Annotated in this window: 20 protein-coding genes; 19 read left to right on the top strand and 1 reads right to left on the bottom strand. The window is 37.9% G+C overall.

All coding sequences use genetic code 11. The features are described from left to right. Positions 1 to 207 precede the first annotated feature (207 nt). The 8 genes from opp3b to EsVE80_RS00245 all read left to right on the top strand — a co-directional run bounded on the left by opp3b (position 208) and on the right by EsVE80_RS00245 (position 8,279). Positions 208 to 1,149, top strand: coding sequence for an oligopeptide ABC transporter permease (gene opp3b, locus EsVE80_RS00210; protein WP_016173228.1), 942 nt, complete (start codon positions 208 to 210; stop codon positions 1,147 to 1,149). Then, the gene (locus EsVE80_RS00215; RefSeq protein WP_173101929.1) at positions 1,149 to 2,192 is read left to right on the top strand and encodes an ABC transporter permease; all 1,044 of its coding nucleotides are present in this window, start codon (positions 1,149 to 1,151) and stop codon (positions 2,190 to 2,192) included. The genes opp3b and EsVE80_RS00215 overlap by 1 nt, the downstream gene beginning before the upstream one ends. Positions 2,193 to 2,194: 2 nt before the next feature. After that, positions 2,195 to 3,238: an ABC transporter ATP-binding protein gene (locus EsVE80_RS00220; protein ID WP_143139799.1), complete on the top strand. Its 1,044-nt coding sequence runs from the start codon at positions 2,195 to 2,197 to the stop codon at positions 3,236 to 3,238. 12 nt (positions 3,239 to 3,250) lie between these two features. Then, positions 3,251 to 4,210 carry an ABC transporter ATP-binding protein gene (locus EsVE80_RS00225; protein WP_173101930.1) on the top strand — a complete coding sequence of 320 codons (960 nt, stop codon included), beginning with the start codon at positions 3,251 to 3,253 and terminating at the stop codon, positions 4,208 to 4,210. A gap of 242 nt (positions 4,211 to 4,452) precedes the next feature. Continuing rightward, a complete protein-coding gene (locus EsVE80_RS00230) occupies positions 4,453 to 5,493 on the top strand; it encodes an RNA-guided endonuclease TnpB family protein (RefSeq protein ID WP_408639869.1) in 1,041 nt (346 codons plus the stop codon). Positions 5,494 to 5,876: 383 nt separating this feature from the next. Next, positions 5,877 to 6,767, top strand: coding sequence for an SDR family oxidoreductase (locus tag EsVE80_RS00235; RefSeq protein ID WP_016173223.1), 891 nt, complete (start codon positions 5,877 to 5,879; stop codon positions 6,765 to 6,767). A gap of 187 nt (positions 6,768 to 6,954) precedes the next feature. Further along, the gene (locus tag EsVE80_RS00240) at positions 6,955 to 7,200 is read left to right on the top strand and encodes a GlsB/YeaQ/YmgE family stress response membrane protein (RefSeq protein ID WP_034864752.1); all 246 of its coding nucleotides are present in this window, start codon (positions 6,955 to 6,957) and stop codon (positions 7,198 to 7,200) included. 371 nt (positions 7,201 to 7,571) lie between these two features. Further along, positions 7,572 to 8,279, top strand: a complete 708-nt coding sequence (locus EsVE80_RS00245; protein WP_016173221.1) for a hypothetical protein — start codon at positions 7,572 to 7,574, stop codon at positions 8,277 to 8,279. 77 nt (positions 8,280 to 8,356) lie between these two features. On the opposite strand, the gene EsVE80_RS00250 is transcribed toward EsVE80_RS00245, so the two are convergent. Continuing rightward, positions 8,357 to 9,976, bottom strand: coding sequence for a glycoside hydrolase family 13 protein (locus EsVE80_RS00250; RefSeq protein WP_173101931.1), 1,620 nt, complete (start codon positions 9,974 to 9,976; stop codon positions 8,357 to 8,359). Between the two features lie 278 nt (positions 9,977 to 10,254). On the opposite strand from EsVE80_RS00250, the gene EsVE80_RS00255 reads away from it, so the two are divergent. The 11 genes from EsVE80_RS00255 (at position 10,255) to EsVE80_RS00305 (ending at position 24,446) form a co-directional block, all read left to right on the top strand. Next, positions 10,255 to 11,505 carry a sugar ABC transporter substrate-binding protein gene (locus EsVE80_RS00255; protein WP_173101932.1) on the top strand — a complete coding sequence of 417 codons (1,251 nt, stop codon included), beginning with the start codon at positions 10,255 to 10,257 and terminating at the stop codon, positions 11,503 to 11,505. 151 nt (positions 11,506 to 11,656) lie between these two features. After that, a complete protein-coding gene (locus tag EsVE80_RS00260; protein WP_173101933.1) occupies positions 11,657 to 12,550 on the top strand; it encodes a carbohydrate ABC transporter permease in 894 nt (297 codons plus the stop codon). A gap of 15 nt (positions 12,551 to 12,565) precedes the next feature. Beyond that, positions 12,566 to 13,396, top strand: coding sequence for a carbohydrate ABC transporter permease (locus EsVE80_RS00265; RefSeq protein ID WP_173101934.1), 831 nt, complete (start codon positions 12,566 to 12,568; stop codon positions 13,394 to 13,396). 30 nt (positions 13,397 to 13,426) lie between these two features. Then, positions 13,427 to 15,577: a glycoside hydrolase family 3 N-terminal domain-containing protein gene (locus EsVE80_RS00270; protein WP_173101935.1), complete on the top strand. Its 2,151-nt coding sequence runs from the start codon at positions 13,427 to 13,429 to the stop codon at positions 15,575 to 15,577. Positions 15,578 to 15,589: 12 nt separating this feature from the next. Next, positions 15,590 to 18,871, top strand: a complete 3,282-nt coding sequence (locus EsVE80_RS00275; RefSeq protein WP_173101936.1) for a GH36-type glycosyl hydrolase domain-containing protein — start codon at positions 15,590 to 15,592, stop codon at positions 18,869 to 18,871. Between the two features lie 122 nt (positions 18,872 to 18,993). Then, entirely contained in the window at positions 18,994 to 19,962 is a 969-nt protein-coding gene (locus EsVE80_RS00280) for a LacI family DNA-binding transcriptional regulator (protein ID WP_173101937.1), read from the top strand. Between the two features lie 143 nt (positions 19,963 to 20,105). After that, complete coding sequence (locus tag EsVE80_RS00285) at positions 20,106 to 20,867, top strand: alpha/beta hydrolase (protein ID WP_173101938.1); 762 nt, start codon at positions 20,106 to 20,108, stop codon at positions 20,865 to 20,867. Positions 20,868 to 21,011: 144 nt separating this feature from the next. Beyond that, on the top strand, positions 21,012 to 21,329 hold the full coding sequence (locus EsVE80_RS00290) for a PTS sugar transporter subunit IIB (RefSeq protein ID WP_197745904.1): 318 nt from the start codon (positions 21,012 to 21,014) through the stop codon (positions 21,327 to 21,329). Between the two features lie 6 nt (positions 21,330 to 21,335). Then, complete coding sequence (locus EsVE80_RS00295; protein WP_232061301.1) at positions 21,336 to 22,625, top strand: PTS sugar transporter subunit IIC; 1,290 nt, start codon at positions 21,336 to 21,338, stop codon at positions 22,623 to 22,625. A gap of 14 nt (positions 22,626 to 22,639) precedes the next feature. Further along, positions 22,640 to 22,984 (top strand): PTS lactose/cellobiose transporter subunit IIA, encoded by a 345-nt coding sequence (locus EsVE80_RS00300; protein ID WP_173101941.1) that lies wholly within the window; start codon positions 22,640 to 22,642, stop codon positions 22,982 to 22,984. Between the two features lie 16 nt (positions 22,985 to 23,000). Beyond that, positions 23,001 to 24,446: a glycoside hydrolase family 1 protein gene (locus EsVE80_RS00305; protein WP_173101942.1), complete on the top strand. Its 1,446-nt coding sequence runs from the start codon at positions 23,001 to 23,003 to the stop codon at positions 24,444 to 24,446. Positions 24,447 to 24,530: the final 84 nt, after the last annotated feature.

Genomic DNA, 24,530 nt, shown 5'->3' on the forward strand with positions numbered 1-24,530 from the left:
TTCAAGTTTTCAAAGCTTTTCTTTTACTTTAGCGAATCCATTTGCCAAAGTCAAAAGAGTTTTCAAAATGGCAGCAAAGTATCATACCTTGGTTTTATCGCTTTAGTGAAATTAAATTTGCTTCTGAAAGAAAAATAAATTGTTGATTAATTTGGATTGTACACGTTTTTGTTACTGCATTTTTTATTTATTAGGAGGAGAAATAATTTGAATGACTTTCTCAAATATTTTCTAAAAAGGCTGTTTTTTATGCTGGTAACGCTGTGGTTGATTGCAACGATCACATTCTTTTTATCAAAAATGTTACCAGGGACGCCGTATACCAACGCGGAACGTTTGAGCCCAGATCAAATTGCGTTGCTAAACAAACAAATGGGTTTGGATAAACCAGTTATTGTGCAATATGGAACCTATCTGAAAAATTTACTTCAAGGTGATTTTGGAATTTCGTTCCAATTTAAGAATCAACCAGTGGCCGCGTTATTGGCTGGTCGCGTGGGGCCTTCTTTACAGTTAGGGATACAGGCAATTTTACTGGGGACTTTAATTGGAATTATTTTAGGGACAATTTCTGCTATGAAACAAAATACATGGGTGGATACGTTAGCTACTTTAATTGCAATTTTAGGTCGCTCTATTCCCAACTTCGTCTTTGCTGTTTTACTACAATATGTTTTTGCAATAAAATTACACATTTTACCAATCGCCAAATGGGAAGGTTTTGCTTATACCATTTTGCCAACTATCGCACTGGCGATGTCGCCTTTGGCTGACTCGGCTCGATTTATTCGAACGGAAATGGTAGAGGTTATGCATAGTGATTATGTAGAATTAGCACGTGCAAAAGGTCTAAGCCGTTGGGAAATTGCCTTTAAGCACGGTTTGCGAAATAGTCTAATCCCATTAATGACCTTATTAGGTCCTTTGGCAGTAGCATTAATGACAGGTTCTTTGGTAGTTGAAAATATTTTTGCTATTCCTGGTATAGGAGAGCAATTTGTAAAATCGATTACCACTAATGACTATCCTACAATTATGGCGGTAACAGTTTTGTATTCGGCAATGTTAATCATCGTCATTTTGGTTGTTGATTTATTATACGGCATTGTTGATCCACGAATCCGCGTGTCAGGAGGGAGTAAAGGCTAATGGAAAATGTAAAACCTAAATACGATACGATTGCCAAAATCCCAGCGTCAGAATTTGAGTTGTACCACGGCAGTACCATTAAAGAACGAGAAATGATCGCTGCGCCGTCTTTGACTTTCTTACAAGACTCTTGGCGGCGCCTGAGAAAAAATAAAGCAGCAGTAATATGTATGGCAATTTTGGTAGTGATTATTCTTGTCTCCATTATTTCGATTTTCTTTTCACCTCATAATCCAACCAAACAAAATGTTGCTTACATGAATTTACCGCCTCGCATTCCTGGGATTGATATCAATGGTTTAAACGGAAAAGCGATGGTGGGCGGACAATTGGTTGATAAATATGCAGCGGCAAATGTCCCGGATAATTTAAATTATTATTTTGGTACTGACGGCTTAGGTCGTGATGTTTTGAGTCGTCTGCTGATGGGGACACGAGTTTCATTATTGATTGCCTTTATTGCAGCGATGTTTGATATTATTTTTGGTGTTACTTACGGTTTAATTTCCGGTTTAAAAGGTGGCACTGTCGACACTTTGATGCAACGAATTTTGGAAATTCTTTCAGGTATTCCCAATTTAGTCGTAATGATTTTAATGTTGGTTGTTTTTGAACCAGGGATCCCGTCGATCATCGCAGCTATGGCAATCACCAACTGGATTCCAATGGCGCGGATTGTGCGGGCGCAAACATTAAAATTAAAAGATCAAGAATTTGTTTTGGCTGCTCAAACGTTAGGCGAAAGTAATTTCAAAATTGCCTTTAAACATATTTTACCCAATATCTCCAGTGTTATTATTGTACAGATGATGTTTAGTATTCCAACGGCGATTTTCTTTGAAGCTTTCTTGAGCTTCATTGGCTTAGGTTTGACACCGCCGAATGCTTCATTAGGTACAATGTTAAGCGATGGTTACAAAACCTTCCAATATCTGCCTTACCTGTTGTGGGTACCAGCAGTTACATTGTCAGTCATCATGATTGCCTTCAACTTATTAGCTGATGGTCTTCGTGATGCCTTTGATCCGAAAATGAAAGAGTGATGATGATGCCAGAAAAAGTATTAGAAGTTAAAGACTTGGAAATCTCCTTTGATACTTATGCGGGAACTGTTCGCGCAATTCGCAATGTTAGTTTTGACCTTTATAAAGGAGAGACGCTGGCGATTGTGGGGGAATCTGGTTCTGGTAAATCGGTAACCACTCGCAGTATTATGGGACTTCTAGCAAGTAATGCAAATATCGATAACGGGGAGATTCTTTTTAAAAATTCCGATATTGTCAAAAAAACGGAAAAAGAAATGCAAAAAATTCGGGGTAAGGAAATCGCTATGATTTTTCAAGATCCTATGACTTCCTTAGATCCGACGATGCCTATTGGCAAACAAGTTGCAGAGTCTTTGATTATTCACAATAAAGTCTCTAAAAAAGAAGCATTGGCTTCTGCATTAGAATTATTAAATTTAGTGGGTATTCCGAATGCCGAAAAACGTTTGAAAAACTATCCTCATCAATTTTCTGGTGGGCAACGGCAACGGATAGTGATTGCTATTGCGCTTATTTGTTATCCGGAAGTTCTTATTGCGGATGAACCAACAACAGCTTTAGACGTCACAATCCAAGCTCAAATTTTGGAATTAATGAAAGATATTCAGAAAAAAATTAATACCTCAATTATTTTTATCACCCACGATTTAGGCGTGGTAGCAAACGTAGCCGATCGGGTGGCTGTAATGTATGGTGGACGGATTGTGGAAGTCGGAACGGCAGAAGAAATTTTTTATAATCCACAGCATCCGTATACATGGGGGTTACTGGGTTCAATGCCGACTTTAGAAGGGGATGAAGAGCGCTTATATGCTATCCCTGGTTCACCACCAGATTTACTACAACCACCAACAGGGGACGCTTTTTATCCTCGAAATGAATTTGCTTTGAAAATTGATACGGAGCAAGCACCGCCTTACTTTGAAGTTTCCCAAACGCATAAGGCGGCCACCTGGCTATTGGCACCACAAGCTCCTAAAGTAACACCACCGGCAGAGATTGTCCGTCGTTGGGAAATTTTCAAAGAAAAACAAAATGCCTAAGGAGGTAGCCGCGTGAAAAAAGTTTTGTTAAACGTAAATCATTTGAAGCAATACTTCAATGTGGGGCGTAAAGATGAAGTCAAAGCAGTAGATGATATTAGCTTTCACATCTACGAAGGTGAAACCTTTGGCTTAGTGGGAGAATCCGGTAGTGGCAAATCAACAACCGGGCGGACGATTATCCGTTTAAACACACCTACTGGCGGAGAAATCGACTTTGATGGTCAAGATGTAATGAAAATTAAAGGCAAAGAAGGTTTAAAAGAATTTCGGCGCGACGTACAAATGATTTTTCAAGATCCTTATGCTTCTTTAAATCCTCGTATGAAAGTGCGGGATATTATTGCAGAAGGAATTGATATAAACGGGCTTGCGCAAGATGAAAAAGAACGCAATGCCCGCGTGGATGAGTTATTGGAAACTGTTGGTTTAAATCCCAGTCATGGCACCCGTTATCCTCACGAGTTCTCCGGTGGGCAGCGACAACGGATTGGTATTGCCCGTGCTTTAGCGGTAAAACCAAAATTTATTATTTGTGATGAGCCAATTTCGGCTTTGGATGTTTCCATTCAAGCACAAGTTGTTAATTTGTTACAAGACTTACAGGAACAGCAAAATTTAACATATCTATTTATTGCCCATGATTTATCTATGGTGAAACATATCAGTGATCGGATTGGGGTTATGCATTTAGGTAAATTATTGGAAGTCGGAACGAGCGATGCCATTTATAATTATGGTGTTCATCCTTACACAGAAAGTCTTTTGTCAGCAATCCCATTACATGATCCAGATCACGAACGTAATCGTAAACGCATCAAGTATCAACCCCAACCAGATGACGGAAAACAAAGGGGAATGCACGAAATTGCTGAAGGACATTATGTGTATTGTTCAGAAGATGAAATTCCGCTTTTTAAAGAAAAATTACAGCGGAAATTAACACAAGGTCAAGTTGAAGCTGCTTTTTAGATAAAAAAAGAGCTTTGTAGGATGGTTAACGTTTTCCTTTGTGTTCTTTGGGAATAAGTCAAAATTTCAAAAAATTTACGAAACCGATATAAATGCTAGCTTAAATCTCGTACTAACGAATTTAGAAAGTATTTTTGTAAGATTAGAAAATTTGTTAGGTCAGGTTAAGTAGGGCAAGGGGAATATTCCTACGAAAAGCCGCCACAACTGAAGGAATAATCAGTGAGGGGAGGCAGGTACCAATTAAGACATTAAAGGCTTATAGATTTGCGCTTTATCCTGACGAAGCCCAAAAACATTTTTTTATTCAGACTTTTGGCTGCGTTCGTTTTACGTATAATATGCTGTTAACACTACGACAGCAAGAAAGTGGCAAAACTGTTGAAGAACGTACTTCAGCACGTTTACAAAAACAGAAGATGACGCCAGCTAAGTTAAAAAAAGATTATCCTTTTTTAAAAGCAACAGATAGCTTAGCTTTGGCTAATGCACAGCGTAATTTGGAAAAAGCTTTTCAAAATTATTATCGCGGTCGTGCCAGTTATCCCAAGTTAAAAAGTAAGAAAAGTGCTTGGCAGTCGTATACGACGAATAATCAAGGACATACTATTTACCTAGCAGAAGACGGTTTGAAGCTTCCTAAGTTAAAAAGCAAAGTTTTAGTGCATCAACATCGCAGCGTTGCAGGGAAAATTCGTTCAGCAACTATTTCAGCTAAAAATCGGCAAGAATTTTATGTTTCTTTATTATGTGAAGAAGACATTCCGGCATTACCCAAAACGGGCAGTGAAATTGAAATTGCCTACGATCCAACAGGCTTGGTGGTGACGAATAAACCTATTGTGGGGATACCCACCTTTTGCCAAACCCAAGTTCTAGAAAAACTAAAAAAAGCGCAACGCCGACTTAGTTGTCGGGCTAAGAGTGCGCAACGCCGCAATGCTAAACTAGAACAAGCGAAAAACTATCAAAAGCAAAAATCCCAGGTGCAACAATTGTATATTCACAAGCTGAAACAAAAAGAGGATTTCACCGAACAACTTTCTATTGCTCTTTTGCGCCAGTTTGATTGTATTATTATCACAAAACCACCAGAATTGCGGGAGAATAAAGAAAGCAAAGCGGCTAAAACCGTAAAAAAAAGTAAACACACCACTGTTTTCCCAAGTTTTGAGGATAATTTTACTTTAAGTGATTGGAATCGGTTGCTTTTAAAATTAAAATATAAGGCCGAGTGGTATGAAAAAGAGCTGGTTTTTATTTGTCCTACTAATGGAAAATAAAACTGGCGCAGGAAGTCTAGCGCACTTTCTTTATAATGAATTGATTTAAACTGATTTAATCAAGTGTTTGCCAGCGAAATACGTTACAAAAAGAATAACTATTTTTGTAAAACTGGAAGGAGCTCCAGGGTTCGCCTTGGGTATATAAAAAGTGTTGACACTTTTGTTTCTAGGAATCCGCTCACTAATTATGATTAACCATTCCGGCTTCTTTTAAAGAAGCAATAAAAGCTCTAATACAAGGGAGAAGACCTTGGCTTAGGGCTTTTTATTTTGCTTATAAAAAGGCAAATCCAGTCTGAAATATTTGTAACCGCTTATCATTTCAAAAAAATAGCAATGTATCGTATCCTTTTTATATGGAAGAAAAAGGAGGGACACACATGCAAGAACCTAACTTAAAAGATCCACGTTTGATTTATTCTAGTAAAACAGCTGCTGATAATCAAAAGACGCCTGCTACGCAAAAGAATATGCCTGAAAAACCCGACTGTGGTGAAGAAAGCTATGTTGGACATGCCCGCTTATTGAATCGTCGCGTTTTAATTACAGGTGCAGACTCAGGTATCGGGCGTGCAGCCGCGATTGCTTACGCACGTGAGGGAGCAGATATTGCGCTGCATTTTCTCCCTGGGGAAGAAAAAGATGCTGAAGAAGTTGTTTCCTATGTCAAAAAAGCTGGGCGAAAAATCACCTTACTGCCATATGATTTGCGGGATAAAAATGCTCCAGCAAAAATTATTGCAAAAGCTGTGGCCGACCTGGGAGGATTAGATACTTTGGTTTTAAATGCGGCACAGCAAATCTACGAAAAAGATATTGAAAAAATGCCAATGCAACAAGTTTATGATACGTTTCAAGTGAATATTATTTCGATGTTTGCTATCGTGCAAGCGGCGCTACCGCATTTAAAAGCTGGTAGTGCCATTATCACCACCACTTCGGTTCAAGCATTTGACCCAAGTCCACATTTAATGGATTATGCAGCGACGAAAGCGGCGATTGCAAGTTTTACTGTTAGTTTAGCTAAGCAATTAGCCAAAAAAGGGATTCGTGTAAATGGTGTAGCTCCTGGACCTATTTGGACCCCGCTACAATTAGACGAAGGTCAACCTCAAGAAGATTTACCAGATTTTGGGGATGATAGCTTGTTGGAAAGACCTGGCCAGCCAGTAGAACTTGCGCCTGTCTATGTCTTTTTAGCTTCAAATGAAGCCAGTTATGTGACAGCCCAAATTTATGGTGTCACAGGTGGCCAAGCCATCAATTTATAAACGAGTAACAAATGAGCAGTCTTACTAGACTGCTCATTTTTTTCTAAAATAAAAAATAGATTGCAGAAAAAAGATGAAAATAAGCCGTTTTGTTTTTAAAATTTCTCAGAAGACGGTATGCTAATAGTAGGAAAAGAAATGCAATTATTTAAATGCAACATAAATTTTAAGGAAAGAAGTGAGTAGAATGGGTTTAATTTGGTCATTAATCGTTGGTGGTGTCATTGGGGCAATCGCAGGAGCGATTACAAATAAAGGTGGTTCAATGGGAATTATTGCAAATATTGTAGCAGGTTTGGTAGGTTCTGCCCTTGGGCAATCTATTTTGGGAAATTGGGGGCCTTCTTTAGCCGGTATGGCAATTATTCCTTCTATTGTTGGCGCAGTGATCTTAGTGGCAGTTGTATCATTCTTTTTTGGTAGAAAAGCCTAAAGTGAAAAAGCTTCATAATAAAGTTAACATAAAGTTAACGCATTTTTACTTTTTGTCAGTTTGTGTCGCGCGGATTGAAATTTTAAGTTTATCTTAAGGCCAGACTGCTAGTATTTTTTTGTTAACTGCGTTTTCTTTTGTTATAAACCGGAGGCAATACCGCCTTTAATTGCTTTTAAATTGGATGAGAACAGCTTTTTAGAAGCAGCCTTTATGCAGAAATAATAAGAAGCAGTTGGGAATCTCCTCCCAGTTGCTTCTTATTTGTGTTGATGTGGTTTGGTTTTATAAGCGGATGTTTTGACGATAAAAATATTTAAGAATAGACTCATGAAGTACTACCAAATAAGCAAGATTGGGAGATGATCGTTATGATCAAAAAAGTAATTATTGGTGGTTTTGCGGCAGTTTCATTGAGTCTATTATTAGCAGGTTGCGGCACAACTAAAACAGATTCAAGCCAACAAAAAGCAGATGAAAGTACGGCAATGAGTTCAAGTACTTCAATGTCTAGTGCAGCTAAGATGCAATATCAAGCTGGTGAAATTATTGGAAATTATAATAGTGATGATAAAAAAGTTCTTGGCGCAACACGTCCAGGTGAAACAGTAGAATTCAAAGTTCCGGTTTCTGACAAAGAAGAATACTTACACTTTGCCTTTATGCATGCAGCTTCAGGTGAAAAAGGATGGTATTTTGCACCAAAATCTGAAGATGGTATTTCATTAAATAAAGATACCTTTAAAGATAATATGACAATGGATATTACTAAAGATGTCGCATTGTTTGCTGCACCAAATGAAACAACCGCTATGATGGTTTCAAAAGATGACGGTTCCTTGAAATATGGGGATAGCGACAAATTTATGCAAGCAACAGTAGCATTGAAAGATGATATGTATGTTGTAACTATTAAAAACATTTCTGCAGGAGACATGGAAACACCATTTTCATCTGGTGTATGGGGAGTAACAGATACCAAAGAAAAAGGTTTTGACCACATGGCTTCAAAAGAATTGTCTACGCTCGCAACATCTGGACACCGTGATGATTTGTACAAAAAAGTTTCTGATAAATAATTTGTTCAAGTTCATTAATGGAAAAATGAAATAAAAAGTAAAAAATGACCTCGTGTGTTAAACCGAGGTCATTTTTTTTAATGTAATTTAACAACAAAAGTTTCGTATGGACGCAGTGTTAATTGCTCTAATTTACAATACGTAGAAGGATAGTTTGTGATAATTGTTTGTTTTGCTGTATAAGGCAGAGAAAGTGTTTGCTCTGAAGCAGAAAAATTGGCACAAATCAGCCAAGTTTCACCTTGATAGCTGCGCGTATACGCAAAAATAGTCTCAGCGGTATTCAGTAAATGATAATCGCCCCAGACAATTAATGGCTGCTCTTTTCTTAAGCGGATTAGCTTTTGGTACGTATAAAAAATAGAGTTTTTGTCTTGCAAGCACGCTGCGGCATTAATGGTAGTGTAATTGGGGTTAATAGGATACCACGGGGTTACGTTTGCAGTGGTAAATCCCGCATGTTGCGCTGCGCTCCACTGCATTGGAGTACGCGCATTATCTCGTCCCTTGGTATTAATTGCCTGCCAAATTTTTGCTGTTTTGGTGTTGTTTGCTCGTTCTTTTGTATAGTAGTTTATACTTTCAATATCGTCTAATTGCTTGATGTCACTTACTTCTTGGTTGGTCATCCCCAGTTCTTCCCCTTGGTAAATAAAAGGTGTTCCTTTCATCATGTGAAGCAAAATTGCCAGCATTTTACTACTTTCAACCGGATAGCAGTCGGGATTGCCCCATCGAGATAAAATTCGAGGCTGATCGTGATTGCTCCAAAATAAACTATTCCATGCTGTGGCAGGCAATTGGGTTTGCCAGCGGGATAAAACGGTTTTTAGTTCGCTTACGTCGAGTTTTTTCAAATTCCATTTTGAAGTTTGTGGAACCTCATCCAGTGCCATATGCTGAAATTGAAAAACCATCGACAATTCTTTGCGATTAGGATCAGTGTACAAAGGGGCGGTTAATGGGGTGACGCTCCCTGTTTCTCCAATCGTGACGACATCTTTTTCTGCTAAAACTTCACGATACATTTCTTGTAAATAAGGATGTAGCAAAGGACCATCGCCAATAATTTTTTGATCAGGTATTTTGCCGATTAATTCAATCACATCCAAACGAAAGCCGCCAACTCCTTTTTGCAGCCAAAAATTCATGATTTGCCAAACTTCTTTTCTAACCGCAGGATTTTCCCAATTTAAATCCGGTTGCTCTTTTGCAAATAAATGAAAATAATATTCTTTTCTTTCAGGAACGTATTCCCAGGCAGAACCTCCAAAAAAAGAATTTAAGTCATTGGGTAAACCTTTTTTATCAGAGCGAAAAATATAATAGTCTTTGTAATGTGGATCTCCTGCCAAAGCTTTTTTAAACCAAGGATGCTCACTGGAAGTATGATTGACCACTAAGTCCATGATGATCTTAATGCCCATGTTATTAGCTGCTGTAATTAATTCTTCCATATCTTCCATCGTCCCAAATTCTGGCATAATAGCGCAGTAATCACTCACGTCATAACCGTTGTCGACATTGGGTGAAGCAAAAACGGGTGAGAGCCAAATCGCATCGATACCCAATTCTTTTAAATAAGGTAAGCGCGCGGTAATCCCGTTAAGATCGCCAATGCCATCATGATTACTGTCTTGAAAACTGCGGGGATAAATTTGATAAAAAACACTTTGTTGCCACCATTTTGAAGTCATTATAAAACTCCTTCCAAATAAATATAAATTTAGTGAAACGTTTTTCTTGTTTGGTGAAATATTTTCAGCTAAATTTTAACATGAAAAAGTTTAAAAGGTGTAAATTTATTAAAATATTGTCATTTAACTTTTGATAAATGCTTATTTAAAGCCGTTTATAAGCGTATTAGAAAGTTTTTTTATAGAAAAATGTAGAAAACGGTTGCAAATTAAACGATGGCGTTATATACTCTGATCGTAGAAACGTTTCACCAAAAATGAAATACGGAGGAAGAAAGATGAAGATTTCGAAAAAGCTTTGTTTATTGGGTGTAACAGCAGCAATGACTTTGGGTGTTCTAGCAGGCTGTGGGTCAGGTTCAGGCGGAAATTCTGCTAAAGATGACAAAGTCTTAAATATTTGGGGCATGGGAGAAGAAGTGAAGCAATTATCTAAAATGACAGATAAATTCACTGATGAAACTGGAATTGAAGTAAAAATACAGTCGATTCCATGGTCAAATGCCCATGACAAATTGTTAACAGCCGTTGCTTCTAAAAGTGGCCCAGATGTTTTACAAATGGGAACAACTTGGATGCCGGAATTCCAAAAAGCTGGCGCTCTAGCAGATATGAGCAAGTACATTGAAAAATACGATAACTTAAAAGCTGAAAACTTCTATCATGGTTCTGTTGAAACAACAAAATTTGACGACAAATATTACGGCATTCCGTGGGCAGCTGAGACCCGCGTACTATTCTACCGTACCGATGTTTTAGAAAAAGTTGGTTACAAGGAAGCACCAAAAACGTGGGAAGAATTAGAAGATGCGGCTAAAAAATTAGCAGCTCGTGGGGATGATAAATACGGCATTAACGTCGATAGTAAAGAACAAACATTAGGCTTTATGTTCGCCCGTCAAAATGGTTCACCGTTATTAGAAGATGGCAAACCTGTTTTTAATCAAAAACCTTTTGTTGACGCTGTTTCTTACTTGAATGACTTTATCCAAAAAGGCTACTCACCAAAAGAAGATTTAGGTTTAGATGTATCGCAAACATTCTCTGGTGATGATGCTATGGTACCAATGTTTATCAGTGGTCCTTGGATGGCAAAAACAGTGAAAGATACAGTGAAAGATGTAGAGGGTAAATGGGCAATCGCGACATTACCGAAAAAAGAAAATAACACTTCTTCAATGGGTGGTTCAAACTTAACAATTTTTGAATACTCTAAGAAAAAAGATGATGCAGCGAAATTCATCGAATTTATGGCACGTCCTGAAAATCAATTAGAATGGATGAAATTAACAGATGCCCTACCAACAGCTTTAAAAGCTTGGGAAGATGAATCTTTAAAATCTGATCCAGTTTACAGCGTCTTTAATGAACAATTGCAAAACTCTGAACCAATGCCTTTAATTCCTGAATTTGAAGAAATCGCGCAAAACTACTTGAAACACTTCGAACAAATCTATCTTGGTGGCGCCGACGTTCAAAAAGAAATGGACGCTTTCAATCAAGAATCAGAAGCTACTTTAAACAAATAAGTGTGGTGTAAAAATTTAACATCTAAAAAGAGTTAAATTGTGTCCACCAATTTTCTAGGAGTGGTCCAAAAGTCCAGTTTGGACTTTTAACCACTCCTTCCTTTTGTCAATTAATCCAATTTACAAAATTATTTTGAAGGAGGCGCTTCCATTGCGAAAAGCCAAAACCACCAAAGCACCTTATCTTTTCATTGCTCCAGCCCTGATTTTACTTTTGCTATTTTCTATTATTCCTATTTTTGTTGCATTTTTTATTAGTTTTACTGATATGAGTCTTGTTGGGCTCGCCGACTGGTCACAAATTAAATTTGTTGCATTTAAAAACTATCAGGATATTGTTTTGGATCCTATTTTTCTAAAGAGTATAAAAAATACGCTTTTTTACGTGGTATTTGGGGTACCGGTTGTTATCGCATTGTCGATGGGACTGGCCTTAATGATTAATTTTGGGAAAAATAAAATCTTTTCTGCTTTTCGGATGATTTTTTATACACCAGCCATTACCAACGTGGTAGCGGTGGCAGTTGTTTTTGCGTATTTATATAATCCAAGTTTTGGTTTCTTGAATTATTTGCTATCTCTGTTACACATTGATGCAGTTCCATGGTTAACTAATCCGGTTATGGCAAAAGTTTCTTTGATTATTCTAGGTGTTTGGCGGGCAGTTGGTGCCAATATGTTGATTTTCTTAGCTGCTATTCAAGGAATTCCCAAAGAATTGTATGAAGCGGCTTCGTTAGACGGCGCTTCTAAACGGCAGCAAATGTGGTACATTACGATTCCATCTTTACGTTTTTCAACGTTCTTTGTCACCGTGACAACTTTAATTGGTTGGTTGCAGTTCTTCGAAGAACCATTTGTTTTAACCAATGGTGGACCGCTAGATTCAACGACTTCTGTTGCCTTATTTATTTACCGCAACGGGTTCCAATTAAGTAAGTTCGGCTATGCCGCAGCAGGTTCATTCATTTTATTTGCGGCAATCATTATCGTGACATTGCTACAATTTAGAATGCAACGCAAAAATGCAGAAAATCAATTATAAGTGAGGTAATCAGAGATGACAAAAGAAATGCAAAGTAACCGTCGTGCCAAAATTGCAATCGGGATTGCCTTAGCCATTGGTGCGATTATTTGGATGATTCCTTTTGTATGGATGATCCTTTCTTCTTTTAAAACAGATGCGGAAATTATGCAGTTTCCTCCGAAAATTTTACCCGAACATTTTTCTATGGATAACTTCAAAGAGTTATTTGGCGCTTTTAACTTTATCGTATATTTGAAAAATACGTTAATCGTTGTAGCCTTTTCGTTTTTAGGAATGTTCTTTAATGCGATGGCAGGATTTGGTTTTGCCAAATATAACTTTAAAGGGCGCGAACCTTTGTTTTACTTAGTTTTGGCTACTATGATGATTCCTGGTCAAGTAACCATGATTCCGGTCTACCTAATTATGAACTCTTTAAAATTAACCAATACTATGGCAGGGATTATTTTGCCGGGGTTGGTGGGAGCGTATGGTATTTTCTTATTCCGTCAATTTGCTTCAGCTATTTCAAATGAACTTTTAGAAGCTGCTCGCTTAGATGGCGCAAGTGAATGGTATATCTTCACCAGAATTGTGTTACCTATTTCCAAACCTGTTTTGGCAGTCCAAGGAATCGCCACATTTATCGGTGGTTGGAATTCATTCTTATGGCCATTAATTATGGCAAACGACGAAAAATATTATACCTTATCAGTTGGTTTGCAATTACTAAAAGGGCAATATGCCAATAATTACTCCCTACAAATGGCCGGTTCAACTTTCATGGTTGTCCCAATTTTAATCATCTTCATGTTCTTACAAAAATATATCTTGGAAGGCTACAACGTTTCAGGAAATAAATAAAAAATGCACCAGCTAAAGGAGGATGCAGCAATGGAACAGGCAAAATTAACTGCATTGGTACAAGAAATGACATTGGCTGAAAAAGTCGATCAGCTTTTACAATTGGCTGCCGATTTTTACTCACAGGCCGCCGAAGAAAAAACTGGTCCCATGACTGAAATGGGCTTAACTGATGAAAATATTCAAAATGCCGGTACGATTTTAGGCTTATCAGGAGCAAGTGAAGCCAAACGCATTCAAAAAGAATACATGGAAAAAAATCGATTAGGTATTCCTACCTTGTTAATGGCTGATATCATCCACGGTTTTCGAACGATTTTTCCAATTCCATTAGGTATTGGGAGTAGTTGGGATTTAGCGGCAGCAGAAGAAATGGCGCAAGTTTCCGCCAAAGAAGCCGCGGTTTCTGGTTTACACGTGACCTTTTCTCCGATGGTTGATTTGGTTCGCGATCCACGTTGGGGTCGCGTGATGGAATCGACAGGCGAAGATCCTTACTTGAACGCTCGTTTTGCAGAAAGCTTTGTGAAAGGCTATCAAGGCAATGATTTAAAAAATGATTTCACGCGCGTAGCTGCTTGTGTCAAACACTTTGCAGCATACGGGGCTGCTTTAGCTGGTCGGGATTACAATACAGTCAATATGTCTGAAAGACAGTTGCGGGAAAGTTATTTGCCAGGTTATAAAGCTGCATTAGATGCAGGAGCTAAATTAGTAATGACTTCCTTTAATACCGTTGACGGCATTCCTGCTACAGGAAATAAGTGGTTATTCAGAGAAGTTTTGCGTAAAGAATACGATTTTGATGGTGTGGTGATTTCAGACTGGGGTGCGGTAAAAGAATTGATTCCCCATGGAGTTGCCGCAGATGAAAAGCAAGCTGCCCAACTAGCCATTGAAGCGGGCGTCGATATTGAAATGATGACGACTTGTTATACGCAATATTTAGCCGAATTAATTGAAGAAGGCAGTGTCGATGAAGCGTTATTGGACGAAGCAGTTTTACGTATTTTAGAATTGAAAAACGACTTAGGATTGTTTGAAAATCCATATCGTGGTGCAAGTGTGGAAGCCGAAAAAGTAATTTTATCACCAGCACACCGCCAATCTGCCCGCGAAATTGCGCAAAAATCAATTGTTTTGTTAAAAAATGAAGAAAATATCTTACCGCTAAATGCTGCTGAAACGATCGCAATTATTGGACCAGCGGCTGGAAGCCAAGATGTTTTAGGAGCTTGGTCTTGGCAAGGGAAAATGTCAGAAGCAGTCTCTCTTTTAGCAGGTGCCAAAGAATATAGTGAACATTTGTTGGTCGCCAAAGAAGAATTTGATTACTTTAATCCAAGTGACGAAGCAATTAATGAAGCCATTTTACTCGCGGCAAAAGCCGACAAAGTTGTTTTAGCTTTAGGAGAAACAGAGTGGATGAGTGGGGAAGCGGCTAGCCGTAGTGATATTACGCTACCACCGGCACAAATTGCCTTGTTTGAAGATATCAAAAAAGTAAATGCCAACATTATTGTAACGTTATACAATGGTCGCCCGCTAGATTTGAATGGTATTGGAGAAGCCAAAGCCATTGTGGAAGCGTGGTTTGCCGGAACAGAAGCAGGCAATGCCTTAGCTGATATTTTATGGGGAGCTTATAATCCGACTGCGCGACTTTCCATGTCATTTCCAGAAAATGTTGGTCAAGTCCCAATTTTTTACAATTGTGATAATACGGGGCGTCCCTATGAGAGTGCACCGAATGAAAAATATGTTTCAAAATATTTGGATGTCTCTAATTATGCGAAATATCCTTTTGGTTTTGGCTTAAGTTATAGCCAATTTTCTTACCAAGACGTCGTGATTGACCAGACAGAGTTAACACCAGAAAACGAAATTCTAGTTACAGTGACAATCACAAATGAAAGTGAACGAGCAGGCAAAGAAACGGTACAATTGTACATTCAAGATTTAGTCGGAGAAGTTGTCCGTCCAATAAAAGAATTAAAAGCTTTCCAACAAGTTGATTTAAAAGGCAGAGAAAGTCGCAAAGTTTCCTTTACCATTACAGAAGACATGCTGCGTTATGTTCACTCAAATCAACAAACTACAAGTGATAGTGGTGCCTTTTTAGCAATGGTGGGGCCAAACAGTCGTGATGTAACAGCAGTAAAATTTAATTTAGTGAAGTAGGGAGTCAAAACGATGAAGCAAATCATTTTAAAAGGTAAAGACGTCCAAGCGGCGTTTTTACCTACGGGGGATTTATACGCACTGACGAGTAATGAAATTATGATTAATCAATTAAACGGCAATGCCTTAGACGGCAGTGTCAACCAAATTTATTTACGAATCTTTGGTGAAAAAATTACGGCTATCCCTTTAATTGGTTCAAATACTAACAGCACGTTTGCACAAAGTGAAAACGGCGTAACGTGGCAAGGTAGTGTTGAAGGAATTTCTTATCAAGTAGATTTTACTTTAAGTCAAAAAGATATTTGGTTTTGGAGCGTAACGGTAAAAGGTGAAGGACAAGTTGTCGATATCGTTTTTGGCCAAGATTTGGGGAATGCCGCCAAAGGTGCAGTGCAATCCAATGAAGCTTATATGTCCCAATATGTTGACCACAAAGTAACACAACAAGAAAATGGTTATGTAATTACTTCCCGTCAAAATCAACCACAAGGCGGAGAATTTCCCGTCGTTGAACATGGGAGTTTAACGAAAAACCGTGGCTTTTTAACAGATGGTTATCAATTCTTTGGTACTAGCTTCAAAACAACCGCAGTACCGCAAGCTTTAACCATTGATCAATTTGAAAATGAAGTGTATCAATATGAGTTTGCTTATCCGGTATTACAATCTGAAAAGATGACGTTACAAGGCACAGATTCTGCCATTTTTTATGGTGGTTTCCAAAAAAATCAGCCAGAAGCTATAAAGACGGCGATTTTTTCCAAAGATGAAGTAGAAGCTGCTTACGTTAAGCCAACCATTTTAGCTTCTATACCAGAAAAAATTAACGCTAAAAAATTGGGAGCACCTTTAACGGGGCGTAAATTAACGACAGCTGAAATTGACGTGCTCTTTCCGGAAAAAGAACAAGTTGAAACAGATGAGACAGAAGTATTATCTTTTTTCACACCTAATTATCATCATGTCGTTTTACAAGCAAAAGAAGAACAAATGGAACGGACTACCGGTCATATTTTATTAAGTGGCACGGACTTAACTGTTGATAAACCACTTTTAGCAACCACAGCTTATATGTACGGAATTTTCAATTCACAAGTGGTACTAGGCAACACTTCTATGAATAAATTGATGAGCAATAGTCGTAACAGTTTAAATGTTTTAAAACATTCTGGTCAGCGTTTGTACGTTAAAGTTGACGAAAATTGGCGTATTTTGACGATGCCTTCTGCTTTTGAAATGGGCTTAAATTCGGCTACGTGGTATTACCAATTAGAGGACGATTTATTGACGATTACGACTTATACACTAGCTGATGGTCGTGAAATTCGTTTGAATTGCCACAGTGGGATTGGGAAAAATTATACTTTTGCTTTAACGAGCCATCTGTTGATGGGCGCTACAGAAACACCGACTTATCAAATGACGCAAAATGGCAACCAAATGACGATTAAACCAGCAGCAGACTCACCAGTAAACAGTGAATATCCAGAGTTAACTTATTATATGACAATGGATACCGAATTTACTGTGACAGATGAACGTCTCTTTGGGGTAGAATCTTCTGACTTGCAAGTTGTAGTTTTAGAAGCTGTGTCAGGTTTTGAAAGTAGTATTCAAGGGACATTGACTGGCGCTGATTTTGTTGCAACCCAAACCGATTTGATTGCAGAAGATGAAGCGTATGTGACGTTTATTGACAGCTTGTTACACAATTTTAAATTGGAACATGAAACAGTGGACGTTAGCAGTATGAATTATTTGAGTCGCTGGTATGTTCACAATATGCTCGTTCATTATTTATCTCCGCATGGGTTGGAGCAATACGGGGGCGCTGCCTGGGGGACGCGGGATGTTTCCCAAGGACCTACTGAATTTTTCTTTGCGGTTAATCGTCTTGAAGTTGTAAAAGATATTATCAAAAAAGTCTATGCCAACCAATTTGATGATGACGGCAACTGGCCACAATGGTTTATGTTTGATCGTTATGAAACACAAAAAGCTGATGAAAGCCATGGGGATGTCATTGTTTGGCCCATGAAAATTGTCGCGGATTATTTAGCAAAAACAGCAGATCACAGTATTTTGCAAGAAGAATTACCGTATACTCGCCGCAGTGATTTTCATAAAACAGCCGAACGTTATACGTTATTTGACCACTTGAAAAAAGAAATTCAGTATATCGAGGAGAATTTCTTGGCAGGAACGTATTTATCTTGTTACGGAGATGGCGATTGGGACGATACTTTACAACCTTATGACAGTCGTTTGAAAAAACATATGGCATCTAGTTGGACAGTTGCTTTAACTTACCAAGTGTTAAATAAACTCAGCGCTGTTTTAGCGCCAGTCGATAAAGATTACAGTGACCACTTGGCTCAACTTGTCCTAGGTATTAAAGCTGACTTTAATAAGTATATGTTAGCCACTGACGTTATTCCTGGTTTTGTTTATATGGAAGAAGATGGCACTCCGGAACTAATGATTCATCCAACTGACAAAAAGACCGGCATTCAATACCGCCTATTGCCAATGACCCGCAGTATGATTGCGGAATTATTAACACCAAAACAAGCCCAAGATCATTTGGCTGTGATTAAAGAAAACTTGCAATTCCCAGATGGTGTGCGCTTGATGAATCGTCCAGCCCAGTATGCTGGGGGCGTGAGTACCAACTTTAAACGGGCGGAACAAGCAGCAAACTTTGGTCGCGAAATTGGTTTGCAATACGTTCATGCCCACATTCGTTTTACCGAAGCAATGGCAAAATTAGGTAAGGCAGATGAAACCTGGCGTGCGCTACAAACCATTAATCCCATCAATTTAAAAGAGCGGGTAAAAAATGCTAAATTACGCCAAGCGAATGTTTATTTTAGTAGTTCTGATGGCGATTTCAAAACAAGATATGAAGCGCAGGAAAACTTTGGTAAACTAAGAGATGGAAGCGTTGACGTGAAAGGAGGCTGGCGCATTTATTCTAGTGGACCGGGAATTTACTTAAATCAATTGTTAACCAATGTCTTAGGCCTACGAGAAGACAGTGAAACAATCGTCTTAGACCCCGTTTTACCGCCAGAACTTGAAGGTCTGAAAGTAAATTATGTCCTGGATAATGCACCAGTTACCATTACCTTTTACGCAGTAGCAGAGAATGAGCGTAAAGTAGTAATCAATGATAAAGTGGTAGAAACAAAATTAGAAGCTAACCCATATCGTACCGGTGGCTTTGTCATAAACAAAAAAGATTTCAAAGAATACATGAAACAAGGCAATCAAATTGCTATTTATTGTTAATTGATAAAAAATTTTTGACAATGCGTTAGAAAAAGCTAGCGCATTGTCAAAATAAAATAGAAAAAAATTTTACATAGCATTTAGCTGAATGGTAGAAAAAGAAGAATAGGAGCGTAAGGCACATGGTTGGTATTAAAGATATAGCAAAAGCCGCAGGGGTATCAATTTCAACGGTTTCATATGCTTTAAACGGCAGCAACAAAGTAACAGAACAAACCCGCCAGCGGATTATGGCAATTGCCAGTGAGCTAAACTATGTTCCCAACATGGCCGCCCGCACTTTAAAAAGACAACAAACAAACATTATCGGTGTTTATTTAGCCGATTATGCTGGGAGTTTTTACGGTGAATTATTAGACGGGATTAAACGGGGACTAGCGGCTTATGATTATGAAATGATTGTTTGTAGTGGGCAAAAATCACACTTGTTCATTCCAGAACGAATGGTAGATGGGGCAATTATTTTGGATTGGACTTTTAAAACCGAAGAAATTGAGATGCTCGCAAATCGCGGACATCAAATGGTTGTTTTAGACCGTGAAATTGCCAACGAAAATATATCTCGAGTTTTATTAGATAACAAAGGTGGTGCGACCTTGGCAGTAGAGCGTTTGGTTGCAGCAAAGACCAAACATGTTTATCTAATAACCGGTTCAATGGGTTATGACAACGAACAACGACTTTTGGCAAGTACAAAAGAACTGACACGTTTTGGGATTGGTTATGATTTATTGGAAGGAAATTTTACAGAACCTTCTGGCTATGCCGCAGCGGAAAAAATAGCCGAAAAAATCGATCAAGGACAAGCGCAACTGCCAATTGATATTTTCTCCTTTAATGATGAAATGGCAGTGGGGATTTACAAATTTTTTGCCAAACGACCAGAAAAGATCGGACAAGATATTCGCATTGTCGGTTTTGATAATATTGAAATCAGTTCATTTTTAACCCCACGACTGGCTACTATTGCCTATTCCAAACATCGGTGGGGTATGGTTGCCGCTGAAAAAATTATTCGCCTGATTCAAGGAGAAGAAGTTGAAGACGAAGCGATTTATACCACGTTTGTTCCCGGTGTTTCATTAGGCTAGAAAAAGACGCCAAGTAAAAAATTTCCAAGTAAGAATCCGTTTACTTGGAAGTGTTTACTTGGCGTCTTTTCTAGTTACCCGCGTGTAATTTACCGCATTATTGATAAAATTGTGTTGTCACAATTAAAAAAGGAGTTTTTTTTATGACAATTTGTAAAATGAATTTTAAATCCCAAGTGTTAGATTTAAGTACTAGTGTGAATGTCTACCTGCCAGATATGGTGGTAAACGTAGCAAAAGCGCCAGTCCTTTATTTATTACATGGCTGGTCAGATGATTGCAACGCTTGGTTGAATCAGACGAATTTGGCACGCCAAGCCCAAAAATATCCCTTTGTTATTGTGATGCCACAAGTGGGTTTAAGCTATTATACGGATATGGTTGCAGGCGGGGATTATTTCACCTTTTTAACCCAAGAATTACCACAAAAAATCTGCCAATGGTTTCAAATTATGCCTAAAAAAGAAAACACGTTTGTCGCCGGACTTTCTATGGGCGGATATGGTGCATTTAAATGGGCACTCACCTATCCCGAGCAATTTTGTGCTGCCGCTTCACTTTCAGGAGCATTAGATGTTGTGAATATATGGCGTAAAAGACCAGAACGCCAAAAACATCTTGTGGCTATTTTTGGGGACTTACAGAAACTTAAAGACAGTCAAAATGATTTATTTACCTTGCTGAAAAGACAAGAGCTAGTAGAAAAATCTTGTGATACGTTTTTTTTACAAATGTGTGGGACTGAAGATTTTGTTTACGCTGATAACCAACGTTTTTTACAAGTAGCCAAAAAAACTTTGCGCAATTTTGAATACCAAGATGGTCCCGGAGAGCATAACTGGGATTATTGGGAAGCGGCGATTGGAATTGTTTTGCAGCGTTTTGTAGAGATTTATGCGAAATAATAAAAATTTACTCTGACCAAATTATTTGTGTCAGAGTTTTTTATCTTAAAAATAAACTAGAAAAATTTCCTATCCTTAGGAAAAATATCAGTTTGAAAGCGGATACCAAGCTAGCTAAACTAAGTGTGTACAAAAGAGAGGGGAATGGTAAATATGGCAAAAAACATTTTATTAATTTGTGGATCGGGAGCATCAAGTGGTTTTATGGCTGCTTCAATTAGAAAAGCAGCAAAAAAACGTGGAGAAGAAGTAACGGTAAAAGCAGCAAGTGAATCACAGTTGGATGAGCGAATCAATGAGATTAACTATCTTCTAATCGGCCCCCACTTATCTTATATGTTGGATGAATTAAAATTACAGACTAAAGGAAAAGATGTAAAAGTAGCTGTTATTCCGCAAACAACATACGGAACTTTAAATGGTGATAAAGCATTGGACTTAATTCTAAGTATGGAGGGTTAGACAATGATGAATAAAATTATGGACTTTATGACGAATAAATTCGCGCCAAAAGTTAATAAGGTTGTTAAAAATCCGTGGGTATCGGCGATTCAAGATTCTATTATGGCGGCCTTACCATTAGTGTTTGTCGGGTCATTGGTGACAGTTGTCTCGTTATTAAAAAATATATTTAGTGGACTGCCAGATTTTTCGATGATCAGTAATTTTTCTTTTGGGATGTTTGGTTTAGTAGTTTCATTTTTAATTCCTTATTACTTAATGGAGAAAAAAGGAAACAGTGGTCAAAAATTAATTTCGGGCGCTACAGGATTGGTTTTATTCATGATGTTATTATTCCCGACTGTGACAGCAGAAGGAAATGCAACATTTATTCTTTCACGTTTTGGTGCTACTGGGATGTTTTTAGCAATTATTTCAGGATTGTTTGTCTCATGTATCATGAATTTTGCAGCAAAAAAATCTTTATTTGATGAAGATACACCAATTCCAGATTTTGTAGTAGGTTGGTTTAATAGCTTATTGCCAATTACATTGATTTTATTAGTGGGTTGGTTTATTACCGTTCAAATGAGCGTCGATTTCTTTGAAGTTGTTGTTTGGGCCTTTAGTCCACTTGCAACTATTGTACAATCTTACCCAGGATTTGTATTATCTGTCTTCATCCCAGTATTTTTATATACTTTTGGTATTTCTGGTTGGGTAATGATGCCAGCAATCTATCCAGTATACATGGCTGGTCTAGCTGCTAACGCAGAGGCTGTTGCTAGCGGCGGTGAAGCAGTGAACATTGCCACACAAGAAACGTGTTACGCTTTTTCATCCATGGGCGGTGTCGGCACAACCTTGGCATTGTCGGTTATGATGCTACTTTTAAGCAAATCAGCGCAGTTAAAAGCAATTGGTAAAGCTGTATTTGTACCCTCTATCTTCAATATTAATGAGCCGCTTGTATTTGGAGCCCCAATTGCATTTAATCCGTATTTAATGGTACCAATGTGGATTAACGCTTTAATTGTACCAACGATTTCTTATGTTGTAATGAGTATGGGGATGGTAAATATACCAAGTCAATCCTTTTTACTTTGGTATATGCCATATCCCTTTACTTCCTATTTAGCAACTCAAGATTTTCGTGCCATTATTGTCTGCGCCTTAATTTTTATTATTACGTGGTTCGTATTCTTACCATTTTTCAAAGCGTATGATAATTCACTACTAAAACAAGAAAAAATCGCTGAGGAACAAGAAGCAGCAGAAGCAAGAGCAAAAGCGATGCAAGCTTCAATTGTTCAGTAATTGGAGGAATCAGTATGTCACAACAGTTTATCGAAGAAACAGATAGTTTAAATGAATTATCCATGAATATCTTAATTCATGCGGGAAATGCGCGAGAACTTTTAGTAAAAGGCTTAAATGCATTAGAAGAAATGAACTTTGATGTCGCAGAGGATTTAGTAAAAGCTGCGCGTAAAGAAGTTGTTGTAGCACATGGGTTACAAACTGATACTTTACAAATGGAAGCGTCGGGGGAACAAATTCGCTATTCAACATTATTTTGTCATGCGCAAGATACGTTAATGACAGCGCAAAGCGAGATTCTAATTGGAGAGCATATGGTCCGCTTATTCAGGAAGTTCACGGAAAAAAATAGCTAATTAGGGGGAATATTGAATGTTTTCAGAATATAAATTTCCAAAAAATTTTCTTTGGGGAGGCGCGATTGCAGCCAATCAAGCAGAAGGAGCATCTAAGATAGATGGTAAAGGGGTGAGTTTAGCCGATTTACACATCTACTATCCCAATAAGACAAATGAAGAAATTGCAGCTGAACAACACAAAGGAATGTCAGTAGCACAAGTCAAAGAAAATATGGCAGATCAAAACGGCTATTATCCTAAACGTCACGGCATTGATTTTTATCATACTTATCCAGAAGATTTGGCCTTGCTAGCAGAAATGGGGTTTAAAACTTTTCGGACATCTATTGATTGGACACGTATTTTTCCTACAGGTGAAGAAACAGAACCAAACGAAGCCGGATTAGCTTATTACGATGCATTAATTGATAAGATTCGTGAATTGGGTATGGAACCGATTATTACCATGTTGCATTATGAAACACCTGTAGAAATCACATTAAAATATGGTGGTTGGAATAATCGCAGCGTGATTGATCTGTTTGTAAAATACGGTAAAACAATACTGAATCGCTATAAAGACAAAGTAAAATATTGGATTGTCATTAATCAAATTAATTTGATTCAGTTTGAACCATTTAATTCCACTGCAATTCCTTATGACACAGTAGATAACTATGAAGAAGCGAGCTATCAAGCGGTACACAACCAATTTGTTGCGAGTGCAAAAATCTATGAATATGGTAAGAAAATTAATCCTGACATGCAAATTGGCACAATGGTTGCTGATTGTACGGCATATCCATTTTCTTGTGATCCAGATGATGTCAATTTAGCACTGCGTCGTAATCGCATGGAATATTTTTATACGGATGTACAGTTTAGAGGAGAGTACCCGCAGTACGCATTGAATTATTTTGCGGAAAATAATATTCACATTGAAATAACTGACGAGGATAAACGAACTTTAAAAGAAAATACTATGGACTATCTTGCAATCTCTTATTATTATTCGCAAATGGTCGATGCGAAGAAAAATAATATGAATCCAGCTTCTGTAACTCCTAACCCCAACTTAAAAGCTAATCCTTGGGGATGGGCAGTAGATCCTAAAGGTTTATACAATTCATTATCTCAGTATTGGGATCGCTATGGAAAAGAAATTATTATTGCTGAAAATGGTTTTGGTATGTATGACAAGCTAGAAGATGGTGAAGTTCACGATGATTATCGAATTGATTACTTATCCCGTCATATCGAACAAATTAAACATGCGATGTATGACGGAGTAGGTGTAATTGCTTATTGTGCATGGGGACCAATTGATATCATTAGTTGCTCGTCGGCGCAAATGGAAAAACGATACGGTTTTATCTATGTTGACTTGGATAATGAGGGTAACGGTAGTGGAGCTCGTATCAAAAAAGATAGTTTTTATTGGTACAAAGATGTGATTGAATCTAACGGAGAAAAACTATAAATTACAGTAGTTGATAGGTGTGATACGAGTTTACTATTTTCGTATCCACCTTTTTAGAGTATTTCCTAGAAAAATTTCTGTTAA

Origin of the sequence: Enterococcus saigonensis, assembly GCF_011397115.1 — a bacterium.
In the GTDB taxonomy this organism is placed as follows: Bacteria; Bacillota; Bacilli; order Lactobacillales; family Enterococcaceae; genus Enterococcus_C; species Enterococcus_C saigonensis.

Excerpts from the sequence above, each read along its gene's own strand:
- EsVE80_RS00255 (WP_173101932.1), top strand. The coding sequence starts at position 10,255 with ATGAAGATTTCGAAAAAGCTTTGTTTATTGGGTGTAACAGCAGCAATG.
- EsVE80_RS00235 (WP_016173223.1), top strand. The coding sequence starts at position 5,877 with ATGCAAGAACCTAACTTAAAAGATCCACGTTTGATTTATTCTAGTAAA.
- EsVE80_RS00290 (WP_197745904.1), top strand. The coding sequence starts at position 21,012 with ATGGTAAATATGGCAAAAAACATTTTATTAATTTGTGGATCGGGAGCA.
- EsVE80_RS00265 (WP_173101934.1), top strand. The coding sequence starts at position 12,566 with ATGACAAAAGAAATGCAAAGTAACCGTCGTGCCAAAATTGCAATCGGG.
- EsVE80_RS00245 (WP_016173221.1), top strand. The coding sequence starts at position 7,572 with ATGATCAAAAAAGTAATTATTGGTGGTTTTGCGGCAGTTTCATTGAGT.
- EsVE80_RS00240 (WP_034864752.1), top strand. The coding sequence starts at position 6,955 with ATGGGTTTAATTTGGTCATTAATCGTTGGTGGTGTCATTGGGGCAATC.
- EsVE80_RS00280 (WP_173101937.1), top strand. The coding sequence starts at position 18,994 with ATGGTTGGTATTAAAGATATAGCAAAAGCCGCAGGGGTATCAATTTCA.
- EsVE80_RS00220 (WP_143139799.1), top strand. The coding sequence starts at position 2,195 with ATGATGCCAGAAAAAGTATTAGAAGTTAAAGACTTGGAAATCTCCTTT.
- EsVE80_RS00305 (WP_173101942.1), top strand. The coding sequence starts at position 23,001 with ATGTTTTCAGAATATAAATTTCCAAAAAATTTTCTTTGGGGAGGCGCG.
- EsVE80_RS00295 (WP_232061301.1), top strand. The coding sequence starts at position 21,336 with ATGAATAAAATTATGGACTTTATGACGAATAAATTCGCGCCAAAAGTT.
- EsVE80_RS00300 (WP_173101941.1), top strand. The coding sequence starts at position 22,640 with ATGTCACAACAGTTTATCGAAGAAACAGATAGTTTAAATGAATTATCC.
- EsVE80_RS00215 (WP_173101929.1), top strand. The coding sequence starts at position 1,149 with ATGGAAAATGTAAAACCTAAATACGATACGATTGCCAAAATCCCAGCG.
- EsVE80_RS00250 (WP_173101931.1), bottom strand. The coding sequence starts at position 9,976 with ATGACTTCAAAATGGTGGCAACAAAGTGTTTTTTATCAAATTTATCCC.
- EsVE80_RS00275 (WP_173101936.1), top strand. The coding sequence starts at position 15,590 with ATGAAGCAAATCATTTTAAAAGGTAAAGACGTCCAAGCGGCGTTTTTA.
- EsVE80_RS00270 (WP_173101935.1), top strand. The coding sequence starts at position 13,427 with ATGGAACAGGCAAAATTAACTGCATTGGTACAAGAAATGACATTGGCT.
- EsVE80_RS00285 (WP_173101938.1), top strand. The coding sequence starts at position 20,106 with ATGACAATTTGTAAAATGAATTTTAAATCCCAAGTGTTAGATTTAAGT.